The organism is Pseudoalteromonas sp. SR45-4, from assembly GCF_014163535.1.
GTDB classification, from domain to species: Bacteria; Pseudomonadota; Gammaproteobacteria; order Enterobacterales; family Alteromonadaceae; genus Pseudoalteromonas; species Pseudoalteromonas nigrifaciens.
Genome location: NZ_JACJDO010000049.1, coordinates 1 through 24,494, shown reverse-complemented (window position 1 = coordinate 24,494; position 24,494 = coordinate 1). Strand labels below are relative to the sequence as shown.

Annotated in this window: 24 protein-coding genes and 1 pseudogene; 8 read left to right on the top strand and 17 right to left on the bottom strand. The window is 39.4% G+C overall.

Going from position 1 to position 24,494, the window contains the following annotated elements; translation table 11 throughout:
* The 4 genes and pseudogenes from H5058_RS16230 to H5058_RS16215 form a co-directional block, all read right to left on the bottom strand.
* Positions 1-332, bottom strand: a pseudogene (locus H5058_RS16230) (transposase); the annotation flags it as partial.
* Between the two features lie 310 nt (positions 333-642).
* Positions 643-1,035 (bottom strand): ACT domain-containing protein, encoded by a 393-nt coding sequence (locus tag H5058_RS16225; protein ID WP_179807972.1) that lies wholly within the window; start codon positions 1,033-1,035, stop codon positions 643-645.
* A 19-nt stretch (positions 1,036-1,054) separates the two neighbouring features.
* Positions 1,055-1,618, bottom strand: coding sequence for a DUF6942 family protein (locus H5058_RS16220; RefSeq protein WP_179807973.1), 564 nt, complete (start codon positions 1,616-1,618; stop codon positions 1,055-1,057).
* 1 nt (position 1,619) lies between these two features.
* Positions 1,620-2,075: a YaiI/YqxD family protein gene (locus tag H5058_RS16215; protein WP_011329688.1), complete on the bottom strand. Its 456-nt coding sequence runs from the start codon at positions 2,073-2,075 to the stop codon at positions 1,620-1,622.
* Positions 2,076-2,194: 119 nt separating this feature from the next.
* On the opposite strand from H5058_RS16215, the gene H5058_RS16210 reads away from it, so the two are divergent.
* Positions 2,195-2,719, top strand: coding sequence for a lipocalin family protein (locus H5058_RS16210; protein WP_089369018.1), 525 nt, complete (start codon positions 2,195-2,197; stop codon positions 2,717-2,719).
* Positions 2,720-2,883: 164 nt separating this feature from the next.
* Here the strand turns inward: H5058_RS16210 and H5058_RS16205 are convergent, their stop codons facing one another.
* From H5058_RS16205 to H5058_RS16195, 3 genes are read right to left on the bottom strand one after another with little or no spacing between them, the layout of a single operon-like run.
* The gene (locus tag H5058_RS16205; RefSeq protein WP_089369017.1) at positions 2,884-3,219 is read right to left on the bottom strand and encodes a DUF3325 domain-containing protein; all 336 of its coding nucleotides are present in this window, start codon (positions 3,217-3,219) and stop codon (positions 2,884-2,886) included.
* On the bottom strand, positions 3,216-4,817 hold the full coding sequence (locus tag H5058_RS16200; RefSeq protein ID WP_182679019.1) for a PepSY domain-containing protein: 1,602 nt from the start codon (positions 4,815-4,817) through the stop codon (positions 3,216-3,218). The genes H5058_RS16205 and H5058_RS16200 overlap by 4 nt, the downstream gene beginning before the upstream one ends.
* On the bottom strand, positions 4,814-5,167 hold the full coding sequence (locus tag H5058_RS16195; protein WP_086997219.1) for a hypothetical protein: 354 nt from the start codon (positions 5,165-5,167) through the stop codon (positions 4,814-4,816). The genes H5058_RS16200 and H5058_RS16195 overlap by 4 nt, the downstream gene beginning before the upstream one ends.
* 204 nt (positions 5,168-5,371) lie before the next feature.
* On the opposite strand from H5058_RS16195, the gene H5058_RS16190 reads away from it, so the two are divergent.
* Positions 5,372-5,728, top strand: a complete 357-nt coding sequence (locus tag H5058_RS16190; protein ID WP_182679024.1) for a VOC family protein — start codon at positions 5,372-5,374, stop codon at positions 5,726-5,728.
* A 126-nt stretch (positions 5,729-5,854) separates the two neighbouring features.
* Positions 5,855-6,457 carry a uracil-DNA glycosylase family protein gene (locus H5058_RS16185; protein ID WP_220485846.1) on the top strand — a complete coding sequence of 201 codons (603 nt, stop codon included), beginning with the start codon at positions 5,855-5,857 and terminating at the stop codon, positions 6,455-6,457.
* A 167-nt stretch (positions 6,458-6,624) separates the two neighbouring features.
* On the opposite strand, the gene H5058_RS16180 is transcribed toward H5058_RS16185, so the two are convergent.
* Positions 6,625-10,680, bottom strand: coding sequence for a DEAD/DEAH box helicase (locus tag H5058_RS16180; RefSeq protein WP_182679017.1), 4,056 nt, complete (start codon positions 10,678-10,680; stop codon positions 6,625-6,627).
* A 181-nt stretch (positions 10,681-10,861) separates the two neighbouring features.
* On the opposite strand from H5058_RS16180, the gene arfB reads away from it, so the two are divergent.
* On the top strand, positions 10,862-11,275 hold the full coding sequence (arfB, locus tag H5058_RS16175) for an alternative ribosome rescue aminoacyl-tRNA hydrolase ArfB (protein WP_011329681.1): 414 nt from the start codon (positions 10,862-10,864) through the stop codon (positions 11,273-11,275).
* Positions 11,276-11,500: 225 nt separating this feature from the next.
* Here the strand turns inward: arfB and H5058_RS16170 are convergent, their stop codons facing one another.
* From H5058_RS16170 to H5058_RS16145, 6 genes are all read right to left on the bottom strand, one after another.
* The gene (locus H5058_RS16170) at positions 11,501-12,550 is read right to left on the bottom strand and encodes a DUF2955 domain-containing protein (RefSeq protein WP_182679015.1); all 1,050 of its coding nucleotides are present in this window, start codon (positions 12,548-12,550) and stop codon (positions 11,501-11,503) included.
* Between the two features lie 10 nt (positions 12,551-12,560).
* Entirely contained in the window at positions 12,561-13,628 is a 1,068-nt protein-coding gene (locus tag H5058_RS16165; protein ID WP_179807978.1) for an HlyD family secretion protein, read from the bottom strand.
* Positions 13,618-14,109, bottom strand: coding sequence for a MarR family transcriptional regulator (locus H5058_RS16160; RefSeq protein WP_011329678.1), 492 nt, complete (start codon positions 14,107-14,109; stop codon positions 13,618-13,620). Before H5058_RS16160 ends, H5058_RS16165 begins: the two co-directional genes overlap by 11 nt.
* 285 nt (positions 14,110-14,394) lie before the next feature.
* The gene (locus tag H5058_RS16155) at positions 14,395-15,282 is read right to left on the bottom strand and encodes a spermidine synthase (RefSeq protein WP_182679021.1); all 888 of its coding nucleotides are present in this window, start codon (positions 15,280-15,282) and stop codon (positions 14,395-14,397) included.
* A 13-nt stretch (positions 15,283-15,295) separates the two neighbouring features.
* Positions 15,296-15,916: a fused MFS/spermidine synthase gene (locus tag H5058_RS16150; RefSeq protein ID WP_089369011.1), complete on the bottom strand. Its 621-nt coding sequence runs from the start codon at positions 15,914-15,916 to the stop codon at positions 15,296-15,298.
* A gap of 385 nt (positions 15,917-16,301) precedes the next feature.
* On the bottom strand, positions 16,302-16,814 hold the full coding sequence (locus tag H5058_RS16145; protein WP_182679012.1) for a lactoylglutathione lyase family protein: 513 nt from the start codon (positions 16,812-16,814) through the stop codon (positions 16,302-16,304).
* A 104-nt stretch (positions 16,815-16,918) separates the two neighbouring features.
* Here H5058_RS16145 and H5058_RS16140 point away from each other — a divergent pair, with 104 nt between their 5' ends.
* Both H5058_RS16140 and H5058_RS16135 read left to right on the top strand, forming a co-directional pair.
* On the top strand, positions 16,919-17,788 hold the full coding sequence (locus tag H5058_RS16140; protein ID WP_182679010.1) for a LysR family transcriptional regulator: 870 nt from the start codon (positions 16,919-16,921) through the stop codon (positions 17,786-17,788).
* Positions 17,789-17,926: 138 nt separating this feature from the next.
* On the top strand, positions 17,927-18,376 hold the full coding sequence (locus tag H5058_RS16135) for a GyrI-like domain-containing protein (RefSeq protein WP_011329668.1): 450 nt from the start codon (positions 17,927-17,929) through the stop codon (positions 18,374-18,376).
* Positions 18,377-18,490: 114 nt separating this feature from the next.
* Here H5058_RS16135 and H5058_RS16130 read toward each other — a convergent pair whose 3' ends face one another.
* Positions 18,491-19,360: an MYG1 family protein gene (locus tag H5058_RS16130; RefSeq protein WP_182679008.1), complete on the bottom strand. Its 870-nt coding sequence runs from the start codon at positions 19,358-19,360 to the stop codon at positions 18,491-18,493.
* Between the two features lie 604 nt (positions 19,361-19,964).
* On the opposite strand from H5058_RS16130, the gene H5058_RS16125 reads away from it, so the two are divergent.
* Both H5058_RS16125 and H5058_RS16120 read left to right on the top strand, forming a co-directional pair.
* Positions 19,965-21,482, top strand: coding sequence for a DUF3360 family protein (locus tag H5058_RS16125; RefSeq protein WP_182679006.1), 1,518 nt, complete (start codon positions 19,965-19,967; stop codon positions 21,480-21,482).
* A gap of 1,011 nt (positions 21,483-22,493) precedes the next feature.
* Entirely contained in the window at positions 22,494-23,066 is a 573-nt protein-coding gene (locus H5058_RS16120; protein ID WP_013463092.1) for a YolA family protein, read from the top strand.
* A 43-nt stretch (positions 23,067-23,109) separates the two neighbouring features.
* Here H5058_RS16120 and H5058_RS16115 read toward each other — a convergent pair whose 3' ends face one another.
* Together H5058_RS16115 and H5058_RS16110 are read right to left on the bottom strand one after the other, a co-directional pair.
* The gene (locus H5058_RS16115) at positions 23,110-23,547 is read right to left on the bottom strand and encodes a hypothetical protein (protein ID WP_013463093.1); all 438 of its coding nucleotides are present in this window, start codon (positions 23,545-23,547) and stop codon (positions 23,110-23,112) included.
* 240 nt (positions 23,548-23,787) lie between these two features.
* Positions 23,788-24,168 (bottom strand): hypothetical protein, encoded by a 381-nt coding sequence (locus H5058_RS16110; protein ID WP_024606317.1) that lies wholly within the window; start codon positions 24,166-24,168, stop codon positions 23,788-23,790.
* Positions 24,169-24,494: the final 326 nt, after the last annotated feature.

Below are 24,494 nucleotides of genomic sequence, written 5' to 3'. Positions count from 1 at the left end.
CCTTGCAGATATTTGTTAGTGAGAACAGTGCCTTTACAAAGCCTGTGCCACCGCTGAATAATGGCTTTATCGGTTAGTCGCTTGGCTTTTTTATCATCAACATAGAGTACTAAGTGGGTGTGATTGCTCATTACTGCATACGCGCACACATCGATACAAAATACGTTAGCGAGGGCAAGTAATTTGCTTTCAACCCACCCTCTGCGATGTTCATACGATTGATTAGTAAAGTTGTCTACGCCGCATAAAAATGCACGGCGTACACAGCGCGAAATACAGTGGTAGTATTTTGTATCGACCAAACTTACCTGACGCTTTCTTGCGATAGCCATGTGACACCCTGCTTAATTATTGCACTAAAAAGAGCATAGTTAATTACACTGATATTACAAATATTAGGGTGGGTGTCTGTTTAAAGAATTCTAGCCAGAGCTTAGTTAATCATGCTGATATTACAAATATTAGGATGGGTGTCATCTTAAAGAATTTGTTAGCGTCGCTTTTAAAAGCTTTAACATAAGAAAGTTACAAAACGCAGGTCAGTTAAGCGAAGCGCCACCCGAAGAACGAATGCCACCATCACTCAGATCATTGTATATCAACTTAAAATAGCTCTCATTTAACATTTAAAGCCAAGCTAGTCTAACCAATCTCTTTCAGCGCATTTAACGCTGCGTGGGCTTTATCTGCTTGTACAAAAATATGGTCGTGATAAAACGCAGCTACCACATTAGCGCTAATGCCATGCTCTGTCAGTTTGGCAGATACTGCCGCTGTTAAGCCTACAGCCTCAAGGCTGGAATGTACGTTAAGAGTAATTAAACTATATTTTCCCTCGTAAGTAATTCCTGCTTTATCGGCAGTTTCAGCTTTCAAAATAAGGGTTAGCCCTTCTTCTTCAACGTAAGTGGCCAGTGGGTTTAAATGAACATAATCGGCAAGTGAGCCTGCTAAACAGCAAAATATATACTCATCTTGTTTAAGCACAGGCTGCATTGATTTTAATAATTCGTTTATAGCTAAAATTCCGGCCATGGTCGTTCCTTACAATGTGTTATTTAGTGACTTTTAGCTGCGCGACTAGCTCGCTAAGCCTCGCTATTTTTATATTACTTAGTTGTCTGTAGTCGAAATACGGGCACACAATAATATTATTATTAGCATCTATTGCAAACTCGTCATCGAGCCAATCAAACTGCGTTTGTAATTTACCGTGTTGGAGTAAATTTTTAGCGTGGGTACGCCCTGCAATTATGTGCAGTTGGTTTTTATTGCTAGAAGCTTTATCTGCAGAAGTAATAGTTAGATTAGGCGCGCTAAACAGTAGGGCGGTTTTACTGTTTTTTTGAAGTAAAAATTCATCGCGATATTGCTGCCAAGTAGGCGCTTGTTTTGCAAATGAGTAATGCTCGCTTGGTAGAGCAAACAATACTTTAGCGTATACGTTAAATACTTTACGCCAACCATTACCGCAATGTTGGTTTATAGTATTTATTTGCTCATTAATAACGGGCTCTAGGCTGTTGAGCGTTTCGAAGTAGGGCATTGGCGGGGCCTTTGCTACATACACCGCCACGTTAAATTGCTCGTCACCTAAACCAATTAACTGCTTGCTCAAATTAGCCTGCCTTATTTTGCGCTAAAATACGATCGAGATTATTAGCAAAGTTTTGGCGATCAGTTTGGCTAAGCGGCGGCGGCCCGCCACTCATTTCTACGCCGCTCGAGCGCATGGTATCCATAAAGTCGCGTACATTAAGTATTGAGCGAATATTCTCAGTAGTATAAAGCTCGCCACGCGGATTGAGTGCTTGCCCGCCGTTGTCTATTACTTCACTGGCCAGTGGAATATCGCCGGTGATCACTAAGTCACCTTTAGCAATACGTTTTACTATTTCGTCATCAGCAACATCAAAACCCGAAGACACTTGTAGGCGGCTAATATATTTTGATGGCGGGATACGCATGGCATGATTAGCCACTAATATGGTTTCGGTTTGTGTGCGCTCAGCGGCCCTAAAAAGTATTTCTTTGATAACCACTGGACACGCGTCTGCATCTACCCAAATTTTCATGATTAAATCTTTAAATTGCTCTAGTATTTAATTGATCCTATAGCAATTTTTTTTAATCGGCTAGCAAACTTTATTATAGCTATTACGTAATATTAATAACCACTCAAAAAGGAGCTTAAATGAACAAAATAAAATATTTTTTACTCACCATTACACTATTTTCACTCAGTGCATGTACTAGTCCGCCAGAAGGGATCACTGCGGTTAAAAACTTTGACTTACAAAAATATCAAGGTAAATGGTACGAAATAGCACGGCTAAATCATTCGTTCGAAGAGGGTATGGAGCAGGTTACTGCTAACTATACTATTAATGACGATGGCACTGTAAAGGTAATTAATAAGGGCTATATTACTAAAGAACAACAATGGAAGAATGCTCAAGGCCTTGCAAAATTTGTGGGGGATTCTGACATAGGACATTTTAAAGTATCGTTTTTTGGTCCATTTTATGGGGCTTACGTTATTTTTGAACTTGAGCAAGCTGATTACCAATATGCATTTATAACGAGTTATAACAAAGATTACTTATGGTTTTTATCACGTACGCCACAGGTAGGCGATGAGTTAAAAGAGCACTTTTTAAAAACAGTTAAAGACTTAGGCTTTGCAACTGAGCAAATTATTTGGGTTAAGCAAAAATAAATGTAAAGGGGGTTTACAGTAAATATTTACCGCTAGAGCAATTGTAATAACTATTTAAACTTAATGCTCGCAATAACTAAAATGGCAAGCAATGAGCTTCCCATTTTAGTTATTTACTACTTATTTAAAACTACATTAGCAGATCAGTATTTTACTAACTTAGCCTAGTTTAATACTAAAAGTAGAGTAGTTAAGGCTGTTACAACCAAATTTAACACACTAAAAACTTTAACAAGCTGAGTTATAAAATTATAAAAAACCATTATAATTAAAGTACTTAGCGACATATAACCACAAAAAAGCAACGCACCATACCCGCTTTGATCATTCACACAAAGGAGCAGACTTAGTAAAATACTGATCCAAGCGGTAACTAGGAGGTATTTTCTTTGCAAATTAGTCGGCCGTTTTTTAAAAACATCTTTAAAATGATTAAATTTAGCCAACGCAAACGCGTTAAAAGCCAGCAAACAGAGGCTAAATTGTAATAACTCCATCATGCTTTTTGTCCTTTTAAGTCAGAACTAGTATTTTTTTTTATCGCTTTTGTAGTTGGCTTGGCAGTACGTAATTTTTCGGTTTGTATAAAAAACAATATGCCTGAGAGTATAAACAGCGCATCAAAGGTGAATAACGCCCACTGTTTATTTATTAAATAACTAACTATATTACCGTTAGTTGTTAGCGCATTAATTACAGGCACTGCTAAACAGGCTAAACCATTTATTGCCGCCATAACTCGCCATTGCACTCTATCACGCTTTATAAGCGCTACAATAGCCACCACAAGCCAGGTTAAAAAGAACGCCAACACTTCTTTATCAGCACGCCCGGCAACTTGTAGGCTAAGTACTCTATTAGCAATAAAAAACGCACAGGTAGCTAAAGGAAGCCCCATTAAAGTAGCTAGGTTTAATCCTTCGACTAATTTTAAGCCAAACGATGGGTGAGCATTTTTTTTCATTCGCTCACGTAAGCGTTTTGCCCACATAATGCAGCCAGAGGCAATCATTACACAACCCGCAATACCTCCTAAAAAGTAGAGCCAACGTAGTAATGGTTCGGCTAAGCGCCCGGTATGCATTGAGTTTAACGATTCATAAAGCGCTTTACCTGCACTTAGTTCTTCATCGGTTTGGGCTACTAACTCCCCAGTGGCGCCACTAAATATTAACCGCGGCGTTTGGTCACGAAATGCTTTTTGTGGGCTAACTAGTACAGTGATAGTTGATGCTGCCATATTAGGATTACTTACCTGTACACGGCGAATATCAGCATTTGGCCACTTAGTATAAAGTTGATCTAAAATGCTATTTACTTTTACCATAGGCGCTGCACCCTGCGCTTTGTCAGTTACATTATTGCGTGGTGTAACATCATTAAAAAAGTCTCGCATACCTTTGTCGTAACTAGTTTCTGCCGGATAAGGAAACAGCATAAATATTAAGGTAATTAACCCGGTGTAGGTAATCATTAAATGAAAGGGCAGAGCTAATACTGAGCTTATATTATGAGCGTCGAGCCATGTGCGGCTGCCTTTATTACGCCTAAAGGTAAACATATCTTTAAAAATACGCTTGTGGATCACCACCCCCGATACAATCGCAATTAGCATAAATAAGCTCGCAAAACACACAATCCAGCGCGCTGTAATAACATCTATGTAATGTAAATCAAAATGCAGGCGATAAAAAAAGTTACCACCTTTGGTTTCTCTAAAAGGTGCAAGCGGCTGCATAGTATTTGGATCTAATTGCGTGTTTTCAAATTTACTTCTACGCTGGCCCGGCTCTTTAGGTTTTGCAAAGCCGTAGGTTAAGTAAGGTACGCGTTGTTCAGGAAGTGTTATACGCCAATTTGGAGCATTGCTTGCTTGAGCGTTTAGGTAATCAAAACCTGTAATTATTTGCTGTTTTTGGGCACTTATACGATCAGTTTGCGCTTGAATATTATGAATTTCGGGCTGATTCCATAAACTAATTTCGTCTCTAAAAAAGCTCAACGTACCAGAAAAAAAGATCAAATAAAGTAACCAACACACTAATAGCCCAACCCAGGTATGTAACCAGGTCATTGAACGAAAAAAACTATCCTTCATACCCAACCCTTTATTAGTGCTAATAAACTTAATTGTGCTGCAGTAGCTAGTAAAATACTGATCCATACTGTTTTTAATGACTTAACATAAAAAGCGTAAATAAATACCAGCGTATAAATTAAAATACTTAACGACACGCTCATCAAAACTGCATCCGCTTTATTTAGTGGCAAAATAGCGCTCAGTAGCGAACAGCTCACCGCAGTAAAAAAGTAGCCACCGACAATGGCAATTAAAAAGCGTAAACACACTTTAAAAGCATAACTAAAATGGCTTATGTGCTGAAATATCAAAAGCGGCTTTAATAAAAGCAGCTTAGTTGACCCTAAACTAAGTGATGAAGCCTGCATAATGAGTCAATCCCTTAAATATGGCGAAAAATAAAAGTGCTATTATATAGTTTATGAATGCAAAAGATAGTGATTCCTATTTGCATGCGTAAATTAACTTTAACTTAGTATAATATTGATCCCAAATACGCTTAAGCGCCTTGCTTGGTAGTTAACTTAGGTTTATGGTTAATTTACCCTTTAAAAATAGTAAGTAGAATAATGATGAATAATCACGAAAAGCTAAACTATGTAGAGTTTCCAGCAGCTAATTTAACCGCAACTAAAGCGTTTTTTAGCCAAGTTTTTAATTGGCAATTTACCGACTACGGCCCAGACTACACGGCTTTTAGCGGGCAAGAGCTTAATGGTGGGTTTTACCAATCGCCGTTAAAGTCGAGTACTGAAGAGGGTGGGGCGCTATTGGTTTTTTACAGCACCGATATTCATGCAACTCAAAGAAAAGTAATCTTATACGGCGGTAAAGTAATTAAGCCTATTTTTGAATTTCCTGGCGGTTGTAGGTTTCATTTTACCGAGCCAAGCGGTAATGAGTTTGCAGTATGGGCTGAAAAACACTAAGTTATATAATGGGTTAAGTGCATAACCAGGAATAGATCAGTATTATACTAACTAGTAGTTAGGCACACTTAAATAAACCGATTTTTTACCAACTCAATACCGCAAATAACGAATAGAGGCCAAAATTTGAGTGAAAAACAGTCAAAAAAGATAGAATTTAATGAATTAGTAGCTCAAGTTAGTAAATGCGTGATCTGCGAACCGCAATTACCGTTAGGAGCACGCCCAGTTATACAGTTTAACCCTAATGCCCGAGTATTAATTGCAGGCCAAGCACCAGGTATAAAAGTACACCAAAGCGGTATACCGTTTAACGATCAAAGCGGTGATCGATTAAGGCAGTGGTTAGGGCTTACTAACAGCCAATTTTATGATGCCAATAACATTGCTATTTTACCTATGGGGTTTTGCTATCCAGGTAAAGGCAAGTCGGGCGATTTACCACCACGTAAAGAATGTGCTCCGGCTTGGCGCGCGCAGCTTTTAGCCGCCTTACCTAATTTACAGCTCACTATTGTGCTTGGTAAGTATGCCCAGGCTTATCATTTACCCAATACTAAAAAGCTAGCACTTACTGAGTTAGTAAAATTGTGGCGTGACTATTGGCCAAGCCATTTAGTGCTACCACACCCCAGCCCGCGTAATAATATTTGGCTTAAAAAGAACCCTTGGTTTGAGCAGGAGGTACTGCCAGAGTTAAAAAAACGCATAGCAGAGGTATTATTGTAGGCAAGTAGCTTATTGCCGCGCGTACCTAATGCTAGCATTTAAGTAATTATATTTTCGTTGAAAATATTACGCTTGCAAGCTTAGCACATACGAGTAAAACCTATTGCCGTGTTTAAAGTTTATTGTAAGTGCGATTTAAAATCGCACTTTGTACTAAACACTTTATTTTACTGATTTTGCAACAAAGACAATAACTGATCTTTTGATAATTGCCCGGTGTTGCTGCTGCCGCTAAGTACTTTGTCGGCAAGGGCTTGTTTGTGCTCATGCAGTTGCAGTATTTTTTCTTCTATGGTGTTTTGCGCAATTAAGCGATACACGGTTACAGGGCGTGTTTGCCCTAAGCGATGCGCTCTGTCAGAAGCTTGTTGCTCAACCGCGGGGTTCCACCAAGGATCTAAGTGCAGCACATAATCGGCAGCCGTTAAATTAAGCCCAGTGCCGCCAGCTTTTAAACTAATTAAAAATAAAGGCGCCTCACCTGCCTGAAACTTATCAACCTGTTGCTTACGTTTGTTGCTGCTCATGCTGCCATCAAGGTAGCAATATGCTGTACCGCGTTTTTTTAGTCGCTGTTCAACTAATTTAAGCACATCAACAAACTGGCTAAAAATAAGTGCTTGGTGATCATTTTCAAGTAATTCTTCAATTATTGCTTCGGCGGTGTCGAGTTTGCTTGAAGGTAACTTACTGTTTTCAATTAATAACTGCGGAGCAATACACGCGCGGCGCAATTTAGTTAATGACGCCAATATAGTAATGTATTGGCTGTCTTCTTGGCTGGCTTGCTCAAGCGCGTTTAAGCGAGTGGCTTCGTAAAGAGCTTGCTCTTTATCGCTGAGCGCAAAAGTAAGGTTTATTTCGGTTTTATCAGGTAACTCGGTCAGTACCGTTTTTTTATTACGGCGTAAAATAAACGGCGCAATTAATGTTTTTAGCGTATCAGCCTGCTGCTGATTTTTATCGGCATTACCAAAGCGCTTTTTAAACTCAGCTAATGAATGTAAAAAACCCGGCATTAAAAAGTTAAATAAGCTCCACAGCTCACCTAAATGATTTTCGATAGGTGTGCCCGAAAGCGCAACTTTAAACTGGCCATTAAGTGCAAAAGCAGCTTTAGCGCGAAGGCTTAATGGATTTTTAATGGCTTGTGCTTCGTCTAGTACAATATTGGCAAATTCGTACGCAGCTAATTGATCCCCTATTAAAGGTAATAAGCCATAACTAACAATTACTAGGTCATTAGCGGTAGCACCGGATAGCACCTCATCAGTTGCGGCTGCATTATCAATAGTTTTAATATTGAGGGTAGGGGTAAATCGCGCAGCCTCTACCTGCCAGTTATGACATACCGATTTTGGCGCTATAACTAAGCTGGCACCTAAAGCACTGCGCATTTGTAATACGTTGAGTGTTTGTAGCGTTTTACCTAAGCCCATATCATCGGCTAAACAGGCATTTAACCCCCAGTTAGCCAGTTGCATTAACCATTTTACGCCAACCACTTGGTAGTCGCGTAATATATTAACTAAATGCGCGGGTAATACAGGTTCACTTGGGCGCTCAAATTTAGCTAGGCGCTGTTGCCAGTTTGCACCAAAGCTAACATCACTCAATTCTGCAGCACTGTGATACAAAGGAAGAGCGCGCGCATTAGCAATACGAAGTTGATCGTCGGGGGCGTTTTTAGTTTTACTTTGCATGCCCTCTAAGCGATTTAATAAGTTAGTTAGGCGCTGATCTAATAATAACGAGTTATTTTCGTCAAACTCTATAATACTGCCACGACGCGGGGCTTTAAGGAGTGTTTGCAAAGCAATAATTTGACCATCGGGTAACGATAATTTACCACTAACACTGAGCCAATCGTTATCATCATTTAAATTAAGAGAAAGGTGCTTACTATTGACAACCTTCATACCTTGGGCGTTTTCATCCCAACTTAATACTAGTGCGTTGTCTTTTTGCGCGGCTTCTAATTGTATTATGGCTTGGCTAATATCTTCGGGTAAATAAAACTGCTGATGCGCGCTGTTATACTGCGGATGCTCTTGATCGGCAAATACGCCAGCTAAATTACTAAGTAGGTTTTTTAAAGCGCGTTTTTCTGCTTTTAAATCGCGTTTTACAACGCTGCTATCGGCTTGCTCGTTATCGCTATAGGCTAAGGTTATTGCGCCTATTGCGGGTTCAACCCATGGGCCGTCAACACCAAATGGCATAGTATAAAAGTTAACGTCTATACCCATTGGGGTTAACTTAATTACTGCGGCTAAATCAACAAGCCCTTGGCGCACGTTATTAACCGCAGAAAACTCGCTGCGGCTACTGCTAATATAATGCTCCTTCGACAAGGCCTCTAACGCCGCATTAAGTTGTGGCAGTTTTTCTTCTGTTAAGTTATTAGGTTGCTGAGCAAGCAGGCTATTTAATTTATGTTGTTTGTCATCTACTACAAATACTTGGTAACTATTAGCGTGGCTATGGGTAAGTAAAAAGTCGCCGTCTATGTCAGTAATTTTAGGCTGTATAATTAATTGGTAACAGTCGTTAATATTTCGCCCAATTTCAATTATAAACTCACCTTTGTTAAGCGTAACTAAATTACCTTTAATGTCTTCAAGCCCTTTGAAGTTAATTAGCGCTTGCAACACCGCGCTGGTTGCTTGTACTTCACTGTAACCAAAGCCCGCATGATTACTAATTACTTGCACTAAATTATGATCGGTTGGGCTAAGTAAATGTCGGTATTGAGCATCGTCAAGATCATAAATATTTACTTTACGGCCTTTAGTCCATTCGCCTTTGCTGTTGTGTTTTTGCACTTTGGCTTGAATAAGTGGCAGGTCTAAATGGGTAAGGTCTAGCTGCCAAACTAGGCGCTCATTTTGCGTTGGAGTATCTATTTTACTTACTTCATTTAACCAACGCTGCCATTGTGGCACGCGTTTAAAATGCTGTAATAAACCGGTATCTGGCAATGGTGTATCGTGCGTTAGCCAATTTGCTAAATGCGTGCACTGCTCACCTAGCCAGTGCTGATGCTGTTGGCTTGAATGAATTAATTGGCTCAGCAGTTTACTGTTATCTCTAAGGGCATTAATTTGCTCTTCGCTGCCGTGCTTTATTAAAGCCAATAATAAGCAAAAAAGAGGCGCTAGTGCATTTGGGTTTGCCTGTAGGTTTGCAATCGTATCGTGTAGTAAGCGCTGCTCAAAACTTATTACTTTTTCGGGTGCGAGTAACAAAAATTCAATGGCTTGCGTTGTGCTACTGAGCTCGCCGAGTTGTTTGTTATACCAATTTTTATGTGTTTTTAGCTGTTTTAAATCGGCTTCAGTACCACTGGCATATAAACACACCATATACAGTAAACCGCTTATTTCACACGGATAGCTACCCTTAACAAAGGTTTTACGATAAAGCGTTAACCCCGTTTTAAATTGTTGCAGCGCTAATTCTAAATGAGTGCCGTCAATGGCAAGGCTATTAGCCTGACTAAATATTACTAAGTTATTGTGCGACTTATCAATGAGTAATTCATTATAGTCAGGTTGTTGCAGCAGCGTAGCTAAGCTTTCGTTTAGGTAAATTCGCTTACTTGGCTCAATAGTGGTTGCGGTACTTTGTACTATTGATGGCCATGAATGCTCAGCAGTTAGATTAAAAAATTCACCGCGAATAAAATGCTCTAAACATATTTGTTGCCACTGCGCGGGTAAAGCTAACCACAGCTGCTTACTGTATTTTGATTGTGCTAGTAAATTAATAAAGTGATGATCAATTTCAGGCTCTGCAGATGACGCTAACGGCGAGCCTTCACTTTTCTCAATGCTATTAAATAGCTCAAACATAAACATTAAAGCACTGTCGTTAAAGCGGTATATGGTGGTTATTTGCGTTAAAAAGCTTTTAATTAAGCCAGGGCAGTACTCTAACAAACTTACAATTGCATATACGATGGCATCAATAGAAAGTTTATGATTTTGCCTAAACGGTTGCTCCCAAACCAGTGATTGTTCTTCTAACTCGCGGGTAATTTTTTTTACTTCGGCGAGTGAAAACGAATACCCGTTTATAAAATGATTAAATAGCAGTTTAGAAAACAGCTGAGGCGAATTTTGATAGCTGTAAGATGAAGAACTTAAAAGTAAACTTAATAAAACACAAAGCTTTTTTTGATCATCAATCGTGGTTACTGGGGCAAAAGTAGATAAAGACATAAAACACTATAATAAACACAAGATAACTGAGTATATACTCCCGCGCCTTTAGGTTACAACCTAAAGGGCTGCTTAACCCGTTAAGGGTTAAATTTACGCCAATTAATAGCTGCTTACCTTGATTTGGGTATAGTTAATTACAAATGGTATACTAGATTTTTATAAAAACTAGCTGAGTCTAATGTTAACTATTTCAAATACCGTGACCATTGATGAATGGGAAGTCGAATTAACCGCAGTTCGCTCGCAAGGTGCCGGTGGACAAAACGTTAATAAAGTAGCCAGCGCTATCCATCTTCGTTTTGATATTAACCGCTCTAAATTACCCGACTTTTATAAAGAACGTTTACTTGCACTAAACGACAGCCGCATAACCAAAGACGGCGTATTAATAATAAAAGCGCAAAGCCACCGCACACAAGAGCTTAATCGCGAAGATGCATTTAAACGCTTAAAAGATCTAATTATTAGCGCAACTAAAGTAAATAAAGCCCGCAGAGCCACTAAACCGAGCCGTAATTCGCAGCGTAAACGCATGGATAAAAAAACCAAACACGGCCAAACCAAAGCGTTACGCGGCAATATTAAGCTTTAAAAGTAAGGCGTTAAGCTTGCTGACGCGCGGGCGAAGCCCGAATATTTTCTTGATATAAGACTTCTTCTTTTTCTGATATCTATTTTGTATGCGTCTGTTTTTTGTGTAATAGCCCATTAAGTAAATTATTCACAAAAAAGGGATGAGGCGCTGCGCTTTAAAGAAGAAAGGGAAGTGGGCTGCAAACTCAGCGCTTGTAACCCAAAATCAGCATCGATGTTAACGCTAATCGTAGGTATGATGGCGTGTAGTATTAAATTTATTTAATAATCTATGCATCGCATATACCGCACTTAAGCTAATAACAACAGCCACTGTCACAGAGCTAAACCTATACAGCGCACTGTAAATCAAGTCTTGCCCCGGGGCTAACGACTGCCCAAATAAAATACCAAACGTGGTTAAAACACCAAAGCCAATGCCCGGCGGCCCCCCACCTAAAATATGAAAACGACTAAATATAAACGATAAAATCCACAACACAATAACAGGAAACAGTAAAAAGTCGGTATGGGTGTATAAAAATAGCTGCGACAAAAGTGCGGCATTACAGCCTATAAGCGTGCCAATTATACGCTGCCAACTGGCTATGCCTGCGGCTTTCCAGCATAACGAAAATAAAATTAAAATAGATGCCGCCTGCGCCGAAATAGAGTCTTGTAAATCCAGTGCCTGAAAAACAATAAACGATAACGTAGCCACGCTCGAGCACAACAGCACTTCGTGGCGAATACTTGCTTTATCTTTTGTTGGCACTGCACGCCCAGGGCGCGCAGTAACATCGGGAAATAAACCATGCATTAATGCTGCAATTACTACAGTTAAAATAATGGCTATACCGTTACTTAAAATAAGCGGATAAATACTGCTACTACCAGTTACATAGCTGGCAAAGTGTAATTGAATCGATAAACTAACCGCACCTAAGGCACCAAACAAAAAGCCACTTCCGCTACTCATTTGGTAAAATAAAATACAAAAGCAGGCAAATACAATCAGTACCATAAGTACCGGCAAGTGCGAAAATAACCCCTGCAATATAAGCACAACAAACGCACTAAACGCAGCACTGGCAAAAAACTGCCTAACCACAGATTTATTTAACGTTGGCACTAAACCTAATAGCAACATGGGGTAAACAGTAAAAAAAATCCCATTTGGCCAGTTCATTAATTTACTAATAGCAAACCCTAACGTGCACCCGCCGGCAATACGCAGCGCTTGGCGTAGGCCGTTAGAGTCAAGTTGTGGAGACTGGCTAATTTTTTGACTCATTTTGCCTCCACTAATAAATGTAATGTAACCAGCTAATAAAACGTATTTGTGATGCGCCTAACCATTGTCCAAATTTTGACTCAGGAAGTAGTTGCACCGTAGCACGCGCGCCACTAGGCATATTAGCAATTAGCGCTTGATCGTTTTTTAATAACTGCAAATGAATACGTTGGCGCTGTGCGTCGCGTACCCAACGGTTACTGGTTTCGGTAGTGCTTAGCAAGCCATTGGCACTTAATTGGCCATCGCTTACACCCGCTTCAAAGGTACTAATTTTTGCGTCGTATACTTCACCGGGGCGGCTATCAAAAACCACTTTTGCTAAACTACCTGGGTGCATATTAAGCAGTGATTTTTCACGAAAGTCGGCTACTAAATCAGCCTTTTTAGCCACAATAGCTAACAAAGGTTGGCCACTAAGAGCATAAGCACCGTCAAGTAATTGCAAGTTGGCAACCACACCATCGCTTAAAGCACGTACTTGTGTGTACGATAAGTTAAGCTCAGCTTGCGCTAACTGATTCGCTCCATGGCGCAGCGCTAAGTTATCCTCCCCCGATGTGCCACGCGCTAAAACAGCTTCGGCTAATTGCGCTTCAAAAGCCGCTACGTTTGATTTACTTGCAGCAAAATTAGCCCGAATACTCTCCAGCTCTTGTTCCGATATAGAGTTTTGCTTATAGAGCTTTTCACCTCTACTTTTTAATAAGCTTTGCTCATGTTGTTTTGCTTTAGCTGCACTAATTTGTGCCTCAAGCGCTTTAACATTAGTATCAAGGCGTTTATTTTGTAATTTGGCATCATCGAGGGTTAGTTTAGCTTGTTCAACAGCCAGTAAGTAAGTACTTTGATCTATCTCAAACAATATATCGCCAGCCTTTACCGGTTGGTTATTGCTAACTAACACCTTAGTAACACGGCCACTTATTTGCGGTGATATTTGTACTACTGGGTGGTAAACACGCGCTTGTGGCGTTACTGGCAGCCAAATATCGGCTATAACATAGTATAAAAACACTAAAATGAATCCAACGAGTGAAAGCCTCACATAGCGCGCAAATTTTTGATCAGGTGTCATTGTTAACCTTATTAGAACTGTGATATTTAATATAATTTTTTGCGTTGTCTTCCATTTTAATTAAACCATGAGCCATTACATCTAACTGCTCATCGTTTAGTCCATTATAAAGCTGATTTTTAATATCAGTGATCTGTGCCTCTACCGCCTTTAATATATTGCGGCCTTGCTCTGTAAAATAAATTTTTTTACTGCGCTTATCATGCTTATCAACTTGACGGGTAATAAGAGTAAGCTCTTCGAGTTGCTTAAGGGTACGCGTAAGCGACGGCATTTCTATGCCTAAACTATGCGCCAACGCTTGTTGAGTTACCCCTTCTTTAAGCATATTTATATGCACCAAAGCAATCCAACGCGATTGAGTTAAGCCTAGCGGCTCAACGGCAACTGTAACAACTTCTCGGCATAATCTATGCACTCGACCCATACTGCCACACAAGGTTAAATCGAGTGTTTCATGAAAAGGAACCGGTTTAGACATTTCAACCTCTAACTACTTAGCATGCTAAGCACTTTACCATTAGTTAGCATGCTAAGCATTTTACCATTAGTTAGCATGCTAAGCATTTTACCATTAGTTAGCATGCTAAGTAAATATTTAGCTAGGGTTTAGTAAAGGTTTAGCCGCTAAAACACAAGGGGTTGTTGATCTTTTAAGATTTAATTTGCAGCGTTATATTTGGTTTTAGGTAAGGCAGAGCCTGTGTAGTGTGGTTATTCCTATAAAAAGGCGGTAACCACACATAAATACCAAACACGCCCTAGGCTAAAAGTTGAGTAGGTTAGCAGGGGAGTATTGATCGGTAAGGACTTTTGTATTTTCAGGCCAATCGTGATTATTTTTTGTAAAGTAAAGCATTTGGCTAATAGCTTTAATATTTACACCGTAAGGCAATAGCAGAGGGGTTAACTCACTTACGCGTTTATTAATATGCGCTTGGGTAAGGGTACTTTTATTGCCGGCTAAAATAATACGATTACTGTGGTTTTTTCGGCTAACGTTAATAAAGTCGCCAAAAACAGCGTTGTAAGTGGCTGACTCGTGCTCGTACAGTTTGCTCGATGAAAACGTATTTGCCGCAATAACGCCGTCACTCGCAAGCACACTTTTTAACTCTTCAAAAAACTCTTTAGTTAGTAAATGCTCGGGAATGTAGTCGCCATTAAATGCATCTAAAATTATCCAATCAAACTGCTGTTTTTTAAGCGCCGCACGTTTTATAAAAATACGACCGTCTTGTACTTTTGCCGTTACCTTAGTACTTTCTTTAAAATTAAAGTAATCGCGGGCCACTTTAATTACCGCAGGATCTATTTCAATATTTTCGATTATTGCCTTAGGGTAAAGCTCTGAAATGGTGTTAGACAAAGTGCCACCGCCTAAACCAATAATAAGTACTTTTTTAGGATCTTCTATTAGCAACAAGCTTGAAAACACCAATTTAGTGTAATTAAAAACTAACTTTTTTGGCTCGTTAATATACATGCAACTTTGACTACTTTGGCTAGATTTTTCATCAAACTTTAAACAGCGTAAATTACCGGTTTCTTCCACTAATATATTACGATAAAGCGAGCGCTCGCTATGTATTGTTTTAGCCACACTTAAGTGTGAAAACAACAAGCTTAATAACATCAGCACATATAAAACCATGTAAAAATTGCTTTTATGCATAACGACGCTCCGCTAAAAATAGTTTATTTACCAGTATGGCTAGTAAGCCTAATACCGCTAAAGTTAAGGCAAAACCAATTATTATGGCGTTTACGTCAAACGCGAGCACCATATAAAATGAGGTAATAATAGTGCCTAATGCGCTGCCCAAGGTACTTACAAAATACAACCCGCCAGCAACTTGGCCGCTGTGTTCGCTGTCGGTAACTAAAAGCCGAACCGAGTAAGGAGAGATCATGCCTAATATAATAGTAGGAACAAAAAATAATGCCGTAGAGGCGAGCAACGAGCCATAGCGGCTGTCTTCAATGTGAGTAAAAATAAATTCCATTATCGGGTTAGCAAACAACGCAATGGGCAACACCATAATGCTTGCCAGTAAAAAAATACTCCCGTACTTGGCTAGGCTAGGGCGCTTAATCGACAATTTACCACCAAGTAAGTAACCAAACGATAGGCTCAGCATAAATACCGTAATTATACTGCCCCAAATATGTACGCTACTACCAAAAAACGGCGCTAAAATACGCCCACCTAATAGCTCAATTCCCATAATACTAAAGCCGCTACTAAAGGCCAAAAAGTAAATAAGTGCATTGGTTTTGTTTAACATTTTATAATTCTTATCGTGTTATTTTTATCCATATTAACGTGATGCTCAATAACTGGCTATGCTTTATTTTTATACTGTAAAGGGCATTTACAGTGCATCCCCAAATTAGCTGCTACGGCAACTAACTAAACCCCAATTAAGTAGACACCCACTTCAAAAATCAGTGATTATTTAATTAATAACAGCTTTATTCAAATACTGATAATAAGTGTGGGTGTCTAGTTAACTCTTTTAGCTAAGAATAGTTTTGCTCAAATACCCTAAATTCGGATAATAAATGTGGGTGTCTACTTAACTCTTAACTTTCTACTTAATTTGGGGCATTAAAAAGGCTGAAGTAACTTACTGCAGCCTTTATATATTTTAATGCTAAGTACACACTAACTTAGTATGCGCCGGCGCTATAAATAAGTTCGTAGCTGTGGCTGTATATTTCTAGGATATTACCAAACGGGTCTTCCATGTAGATCATGCGGTATGGTTTTTCACCTGGGTAGTAGTAACGTGGCTCGGCCATACGTTTTTTACCACCGGCGGCTACAATACGCTCTGCTAGGCCTTCAACATCTGGGTCTTGCACACAAAAATGAAAAATACCGGTTTTCCAATATTCAAAGTTATCTTTTGGGTTATCTTTTGGGTTTTCTTGGTTTTTAAATTCAAAAATTTCTACACCAATACGATCGCCTGTAGATAAGTGCGCTATTTTAAATTTTTCCCACTTTTCACCAAACACTTCAGTACACATTTCGCCTATTGGGCTTTTGTCTTCGAGTATTTCGGTTGGCGCCATAATAGTGTACCAACCCATAACTTGGGTATAAAACTCTACTGCTTTTTCAACGTTTGGTACCGAAATACCAATATGCGAAAAACTACGTGGATAGGTATGACTCATAATAATGTTCCTGCTTATCTTGTTACTGGTTAATGCGTTTAGTTTACGAAGCCAATTAAATTAAGTAAAATAATCATTAATCATCATTTTGAGTACATTTTGTAATGATAAATCCCATATGGTTAAATACGTTTTGTACTTTGGTTGAGGTAAACCACTTTACGCAAACAGCCGATCGCCTCCACATGACGCAGTCGGGTGTAAGCCAACACATTAAAAAATTAGAGCAGCACGTTAACTGTGCTTTGCTAGAAAGACACGGCAAACAGTTTTCGCTTACTGTGCATGGGCAAAATCTATATCAACAAGGCAGTTTATTACTTAAAGAGTGGCAGTTTTTAGAGCAGCAATTAAAAGACGACTCGCCTTACAGCGGTAAAGTAAAAATACAGTCGCCTGGTAGTTGTGGATTGCAGTTTTATAGCCAGTTATTAGCTTTGCAAACAAAGCACCAAGGGCTGAATATTGACTACCGCTTTGCGCCAAATATAAGTGTTGAGCAGGCTGTAGCTAACCATAATGCCGACCTTGGTTTTTTAACCCAAGCACCCACACTTAGCGAAGTAACCAGCCATAAAATAGGTACAGAGCCGTTACTATTAGTTACCCCTGCACATATTAAAACCCCAACATGGCAAGCTTTATGTGAACTTGGCTTTATTGCTCACCCCGACGCTAAACACCATGCGCAACTTTTGTTGAGCGAAAACTACCCGCAGTTTGAACATTTAGAGCAAATAAAACACACCGGTTTTTCTAATCAAATTAGTTTAATACTGGAGCCGGTAAGCTTAGGCCTGGGCTTTACTGTGTTACCTGCGCATGCAATAAGTGCGTTTAATAAGCCTAAACTTATACAAACTCATTATTTGGCAAACCCTATAAGTGAAAATATTTACGTGTGCCACCATCGCAACAGGCCATTAGCAAAACGTATGCATACAGTAATTAGCACAATAAAAGAGAGTTTATAATTGCTGCAATAATAAATCCCTTAACCAGAGTTCAAATTAAATAATTTAAAGGACTTATAAATAGTTACAGTCCATAATGGTTTTTCTGTTACGTTATAGTTACGTTAAAGCTAAGTGATTGAAGTAAGGAAGGTCATAATGCAAGTAAAGCAACTCCCAAGTATAACTTTAACTGGTTTAAAGGTAAGAACGTGTAACGCCGATGAAATGAACTCTGGCACTGCAAAAATAACGGAGCTTTGGCAAAAATTTGGTGAAAAGCATGGACAACAGCTAACAAAAAATACAAAAACGTATGGTGTTTACACTAACTATGAAAGCGATGTAACCGGTGAATTTGATGTAATAGCCTGTTGCGACGACTTATCGATTGGAGATCAAAAGTCAGTAAAAGTAACTACCGAGGCAGGGAGTTATTTAGTATTTAACGGGACAGGTGAAATGCCCGATGCGGTAATCGACCTGTGGGGCGAAATTTGGCAATACTTTAGCTCAGACGACTGTCGTTTTACTCGTACCTACAGCAGCGACTACGAATATTACAAAAGTGCTGATGAAGTAGAAATAGCCATAGCGGTTAAAGAATAAAGCTTTAGGCTTTAGGCTTTAGGCATAATTAAAAACGCTAGCTTAACTTGCTAGCGTTTTTTTATGCGCGTAAATATTAATTTTAGCGTCTAGCACTTTTAAAGCCCTATATTACTAAGCTTCTAGCGCCATTGCTGCCATTTTCATCGCACTTGCAAACGACTTTGCGCCAGCAATAAATAAACCGTTATGACAAAAAACAGCATCTTCAAGCCCAGTTTCGTCCTGAAATTTTTTATCAGATAAACCAGCCCACGGTTTTGGGAGTGACTTGCGGTCTTCAAACGATCCTGGCTCAACCGGTACAGTTTGCACAATCCACTGGCCAGAGTGCGAAGGATAAACCATATATAATGCTTTATCAGAAAGCGCATGCACGGTTTTTTTCCACGGTGTGTATTGCTCTAACACAATTACGCGTGGATCAGCTGCATTTTCAATCGCTTTAGCAACAATTGCTTTTGCATTAATGCCACCGTTAGCCGCAGCTATAAAGCGAGTTAAAATGCGCGATGCAAACTCAACCGCTTCATCAAAACAGGCATCAAAGTTACTCTCTTCTTGCCACGTTGGGTTAAACATTGAAATAGTTTGGCTAAGGCTAATGCCTTTAGCAACGCCTTCAACATGGCCGCAGTCAATTGCATCAATAGTAGAGACTAAACCAGAGTCAATTGCATTGGCTGTTTCTTGGCTGCCTTGGCATATTTCAAGGCCATATTTTTGCCAAATTAAACCAAATGAAGAAAAAGGAATACCATTTTCACGCGCCCCGGCACCGCCACGTTGGTGGTGATCAAAACGGCCTGTCTCTGGGTTATGCTCGCCACCTACATCAATCACAACATCGGCTTTGCTTATAAGCTCCATATCACGGGTGCGTATAAGTTTAAAAGAAGGATAAATATACTTAAGTGCAGCTACACTAAAAACATCATCTGCATGAAAAGTACCGTTGTGGGTTGCTATCGTTATATCATTCATTGGTTTTGTATCATTTTCTAAAAGGATAAGAAGGTCTCGCTATTTAAACGTTACGGTTTTGAAAATACTTAACAAGTAAAAATCATAAGGCGGATTCTATCTGATGAACGCTAACAAAAACAGTAAACTGTTTTTTATCCTTGTTAAAGCAATTAAGCTCGCATGCAATAGCCCACTAATTATACAGAGATGCAAAGCCACACGTTATTATTTTGCTGCGTTATTTTTGTATCAACAACCAAACTTTAGTTAAATTATCAGCTAAAGCATGGCTAAATGCCCTATTTTCTTAAACAACATAATATAAATGCAGATAAAATTATTTTAATTTTTATTATTGCTGTAAGTGCTAAAAAACAACGCATTGCACTTTAACCTTTATAAAAATAAGCTAACCATCTGTTTAAAAACAATAAAAACTACATTTAACATCAAATACTACATTCAGCTACAGGTATATAAATGTTACTAAATAGTTTCATACAAGACCTTTGACTAATCGTAATCTGTTGCTAGCTGCTTTATCCTGCCGCCTCAATTTTTATTTGCTTTAAACAAAGCTGTATTTTTATTTTGAGTGAGCAACTATGTTGCAGGAGAAGCCATGAATACCACACCGCAAGATGATATTTCATCTGATGCCAAACAAGGAGCGGATACTCAAACCGCTACCAATAGCTATAAAAATCTACACAAGCCTAGCTCTGAGTTTAATAGCCGAGACGAATACCTAGAACACGAGCTGCAAATTATGCAGCCTAAACGCTGGCGCCCAAACTTACCCTTTAGAGACTACAGATTCGAATTTGAAGACGCTATTCCTGCAATGGCTGCCACCATAGGTAAAGTGGTTATGGTTGCCGCTATTGCCGCAACGTTTGCAAGCCCACTGGGTTTAAGCGACGCTTTTGTTTTAGAAAACGTGCGTTACGAATTACTTATCGTCGCCTTTTTTATTATTTTGTTTTCAGGCTTTATTTTACCTACCGCTAACTTAGCCGGTACTCATGGTCCTTTAATTCCGTTAATTCCAATTGTAGTTGCAGCAGGGGGCCACCCTATGGCATTTGGCTTGCTCATAGCAGCCTTTGGTTTAATTTTGGCAATAAGTAAAGGCGGAACCCTACTGGCTAAACTAACCAGTAAAGGCGTATGTGGCGGGCTTTTACTCTACCTAGGGTTTATAGGCATAACCTCGCAAGTTAAAAAGCTGTTTGCATGGGCCGAAGCCATCGATATGACCCACATTGCCTTTATTGTTATTTTTTCCACTATAATTTTATATGCCATGTTAGAGCATTTTAAAAAGCGTTGGTTAGCCGTACCACTTAGCTGTATTTTAGGCGGCGCAATAGCCTTTGCATTAGGCGCACCGTTTGAGTTTCATACTGCACCGGGGCTACCAAACATGGACCCTATGTACTGGTGGGGCGAAGACACCGGCTGGATGTTAGGCCTACCTACTCTAGAAAGCTTTGTAGTAGTACTGCCATTTGCAGTGCTTGCTGTTGCTATGTGGTCGCCGGACTTTTTAGGTCACCAGGTATTTCAAAAAATAAGCTACCCAAAACGTACCGAAAAAGTACAAATGAACATAGACGACACCATGCTTAGCGCATCAGTTAGGCAAACCTTTGGCTCGCTACTGGGCGGCGCTAACTTTGCATCATCGTGGGGCACTTACATAGTGCCAGCAGCCATTGCTAAACGCCCAATACCAGCAGGCGCTATTTTAACCGCACTATTTTGTATTATTGCCGGCGTATGGGGCTACCCTATGGACCTTGCAATTTGGCAACCAGTGCTATGTGTAGCGCTAATAGTAGGGGTATTTATTCCACTACTAGAAGCCGGCATGGAAATGACTCGCGTAGGTAAAACCACCCAATCAGCTGCTATTGTAGTATTTGCTTCAAGCTTAGTTAACCCAGCATTTGGTTGGTCACTCACCATATTGCTAGACAACTTAGGCTTTATTGGCTGTAAAGAAAGAAGTAAAGAACTCACCCGCATGAGCCGCTGGATCATTCCACTGGTCATGTTTTTACTACTAACCAGCGTAATGGCTATGGTAGGCATGCTGCCAGGTATACCCGCGTTAGTATCAAGCTTTAGGCACTAACTTTAAAAGTTAGCTTAAAGTAAAGTACTCCCAGTAAGCGCATTTTATATGCGCTTACTGCGTTTTAAAGCTTAATTTTTTAGGTGGCAGTATAGAGCGAGAAGCAGACGGTCGTTCTAACTCATTATTGGACAGAAACGTGTCAGGGACTTTTCTAAATTAGCAACGCACAGATAGCAATACGTACGGCTGTGTTTATCAGACCTGTTTATTCAATAACTTTATCGAGTCCGTTCAAAAGTACCGTTCACATCACGCGTGTAACTTTCCCGTGTGCAATTCGTTATTAGCGCTTACATGGCAAGGCCTCTAGGTTAATACGACAGTGTAACCTAGAGTGCCGCCGCACCTGTTTTTAATGTGAAATGGTAGATACACCGGCAATTATTTTAATAAATACTCACCTTTTGCTTATTCGTAAAAGTGCTATGCGTTAAATTATGATTAAGCGGAACTAAGGCGACAGGTTAATTTTTTCAGCGCCGCAGATAGTTAAAAAATTTTGTTAGTATCAAAGAAACATAAAAAATGAAGGTAACCAGGCACGAGGCCTGGTTGAAAATCAACGATAGTAAAATGGCATGGATGCCACGTTCTAACCGCCAATCTTTTACGGCAATTTAAGATTACACTGCGGTTGGGGCACTATCAATATTAATGAGCACGCGAATGAAAATAGATATTCATTATAAAGTGAAAGTAGAAGGAAGGTTTTCTATTAATTTAATTTCCCTAATTTCTGTAGCCCAATTGGTTATAAGTTTAATAGGTTAATTGTTAGGTAGGGGGTATTGCAGGTCAAAGTGTGATACCCCATTATTTTAGCCGCTAAAATTAAAGTTTCACCGGTGAAACTCAGTTGTTGGATGAAGGTCTTGTGTTTGATTTTCTGCTATCAGTTAACAAATATAAAAATTAATTATTTATCATTATGTTTTCATTTTTTGACAATGCTAAAGGCGTGAACTATAAATACCTTTCAATTGATATTAAAAGGGAAATTCAAGGACTATGAAAATAAATTTAATTAATTGCCTGCTATCTGTAGTCATAGCAACTGGTGTAAGTAATATGAGTTATGCTGAGGAAGTTCCGCGCAGTCAACAAGTAATTACCTCCCTTCCTGTACTCACTAGTCAGAATGCTCCAGCTCCTGCCGAAATCAAAAACATCCGCATGGAGTCTGAATTAATGGCTCGAGCATCAGCTCCGCCGCTATCTTCAATGTGGGTATATGCTGTTGGTTCAACTGATTGTGGGTGGGAGTCCACTGTTGGTATGACAACAACTGCATGTGATCATGGGGGAGAGCAGCTGCGTACTGCTGTTTTAGAAATTGGTTATGGTTATAATCATATTGCTTGGATGAACGGTGGGTTACTTCCGAGTTCCACAATGTACTCAAGTACGCCTGTTTGTGTGACTGGTAGTAATTACACATGGCCTTGTACCGCTGGGCAAACTGTCGTGGGTTTCCTCAATGAATACAATGTCGATGGTCATCAAAACGGATTATTCAAATACCAAAATACTTCGACTAATTCGCCATGGAATACTATGTCAGTCCAGATCAGTATTCTTTGATTTATTAATGATGTAGGCCAGACATTCTGGCCTTTTTATATTTCTAAATACGAATGTTAACACCAGTACTTTTGTCTTGCATGATAGACATAGCTGATTCTAACATCTTCAAAGTAGTCTCGTCATTGCGTGACAGTGCGCCTTGGATGCCATCACGCGTTTTTTGAATGAAGTTATATCGTGTTTCATCACTGTGTGCACCTGCCAGTTCGCCTCCATTTACGGGTATTTTCATAGTCATAGCCATGAAAGGCCTGCCGTCATCGAGAGACATTTCTCCATTGCGGATTTGAGTGTTGGCCCAGTCCCGCATTTCTTGCCGGGTCATACTAGTGAAATCCGCCTGTTTTGTGCTGCTGTCAGTCTTATCATTGTCTGTTTGTGCTGCTGTTAATGCAGCCGAAAATGACGTTGAGGCCTCTGTTGAAGGCTTGGTACGCTGGTTCCCATTAAAATAATGTACGTTTGCATCAACTCGCATAGGTTCTTTTCCTTAGTATGATCGTATGAGTGATATTAACTGCAAAACCTGCGCCATAATTATACACTTATAGTCTTTTGAAAACGCCTTTAAAAAGTTTATTTAAATTAAGTTGTTGAAGGTAATTCATCGTAAAGTGAAAAGCTTAATACAGAGGTGTTGGACGGCAAAGGCTTTCCGGTAACTGGAATATTTACTAATAGGCTTGGCTCATAGGCCTTAAATTATTCAGGATAAAGCCTAATAAAAGAAGGTTTTGAAATAAGCAATATTAAAGTGAAATATTGGGATCGAGATTGATACAAAGATGAGGGATATAGAAATCAATATCCATTTCAATTTTTTGATTTCTTTTAAGTGATTTGCATTTTTAAGCGATTCATTTAGCCGCTGAATATTTAGTTCAACTTCGTGTACAGTCTCCTGAGAGACGAGCGCTAAATCTTTAATACTATCAACAGAGCTTTTTAAGTTTTTCTCTGTTGCTAGTATATGAGTATCAACGCTCTTAATTTCCAGTGATTTCTTCACATATTCAGATAAAGAAATACCTTCCTTTTGCGCCTCACTACTTAAAGACTCTTTTAATTTATCGTCAATTCGGATGCTTAGAATAGCCATTCTAAAATACCTCTGATGTATACGGGTGTAAACAAAGCGTATACGCCTATTTTTAAAGGCGCAACAGGTTATTTTAGATGAAAACTGTGTATGACAAAATGAGATAATAGGCACGCTGTCGAATGTATACAAATGAATCGCCCCGAGTTCATCGGAGACCAGTTTGTTTAAGTCAGGCCACTTTACCTGACTCGTTTAAATGTGAGCGTCTAGCGAACTACACCTATGTTTTAAAATTCCAGGGTAACAAGCTGTCGATATCGGGCTCAGGCTGGCACAGTTCATCAAGGCAAGCACAGATGTAATTAAATGGGATTAGACCATTT

Coding starts and splice junctions, on each gene's coding strand:
- H5058_RS16225 (WP_179807972.1), bottom strand. CDS start 1,035: ATGGCCGGAATTTTAGCTATAAACGAATTATTAAAATCAATGCAGCCT.
- H5058_RS16215 (WP_011329688.1), bottom strand. CDS start 2,075: ATGAAAATTTGGGTAGATGCAGACGCGTGTCCAGTGGTTATCAAAGAA.
- H5058_RS16210 (WP_089369018.1), top strand. CDS start 2,195: ATGAACAAAATAAAATATTTTTTACTCACCATTACACTATTTTCACTC.
- H5058_RS16205 (WP_089369017.1), bottom strand. CDS start 3,219: ATGATGGAGTTATTACAATTTAGCCTCTGTTTGCTGGCTTTTAACGCG.
- H5058_RS16200 (WP_182679019.1), bottom strand. CDS start 4,817: ATGAAGGATAGTTTTTTTCGTTCAATGACCTGGTTACATACCTGGGTT.
- H5058_RS16195 (WP_086997219.1), bottom strand. CDS start 5,167: ATGCAGGCTTCATCACTTAGTTTAGGGTCAACTAAGCTGCTTTTATTA.
- H5058_RS16190 (WP_182679024.1), top strand. CDS start 5,372: ATGAATAATCACGAAAAGCTAAACTATGTAGAGTTTCCAGCAGCTAAT.
- H5058_RS16180 (WP_182679017.1), bottom strand. CDS start 10,680: ATGTCTTTATCTACTTTTGCCCCAGTAACCACGATTGATGATCAAAAA.
- arfB (WP_011329681.1), top strand. CDS start 10,862: ATGTTAACTATTTCAAATACCGTGACCATTGATGAATGGGAAGTCGAA.
- H5058_RS16170 (WP_182679015.1), bottom strand. CDS start 12,550: ATGAGTCAAAAAATTAGCCAGTCTCCACAACTTGACTCTAACGGCCTA.
- H5058_RS16165 (WP_179807978.1), bottom strand. CDS start 13,628: ATGACACCTGATCAAAAATTTGCGCGCTATGTGAGGCTTTCACTCGTT.
- H5058_RS16160 (WP_011329678.1), bottom strand. CDS start 14,109: ATGTCTAAACCGGTTCCTTTTCATGAAACACTCGATTTAACCTTGTGT.
- H5058_RS16155 (WP_182679021.1), bottom strand. CDS start 15,282: ATGGTTTTATATGTGCTGATGTTATTAAGCTTGTTGTTTTCACACTTA.
- H5058_RS16150 (WP_089369011.1), bottom strand. CDS start 15,916: ATGTTAAACAAAACCAATGCACTTATTTACTTTTTGGCCTTTAGTAGC.
- H5058_RS16145 (WP_182679012.1), bottom strand. CDS start 16,814: ATGAGTCATACCTATCCACGTAGTTTTTCGCATATTGGTATTTCGGTA.
- H5058_RS16140 (WP_182679010.1), top strand. CDS start 16,919: ATGATAAATCCCATATGGTTAAATACGTTTTGTACTTTGGTTGAGGTA.
- H5058_RS16135 (WP_011329668.1), top strand. CDS start 17,927: ATGCAAGTAAAGCAACTCCCAAGTATAACTTTAACTGGTTTAAAGGTA.
- H5058_RS16130 (WP_182679008.1), bottom strand. CDS start 19,360: ATGAATGATATAACGATAGCAACCCACAACGGTACTTTTCATGCAGAT.
- H5058_RS16125 (WP_182679006.1), top strand. CDS start 19,965: ATGAATACCACACCGCAAGATGATATTTCATCTGATGCCAAACAAGGA.
- H5058_RS16120 (WP_013463092.1), top strand. CDS start 22,494: ATGAAAATAAATTTAATTAATTGCCTGCTATCTGTAGTCATAGCAACT.
- H5058_RS16115 (WP_013463093.1), bottom strand. CDS start 23,547: ATGCGAGTTGATGCAAACGTACATTATTTTAATGGGAACCAGCGTACC.
- H5058_RS16110 (WP_024606317.1), bottom strand. CDS start 24,168: ATGGCTATTCTAAGCATCCGAATTGACGATAAATTAAAAGAGTCTTTA.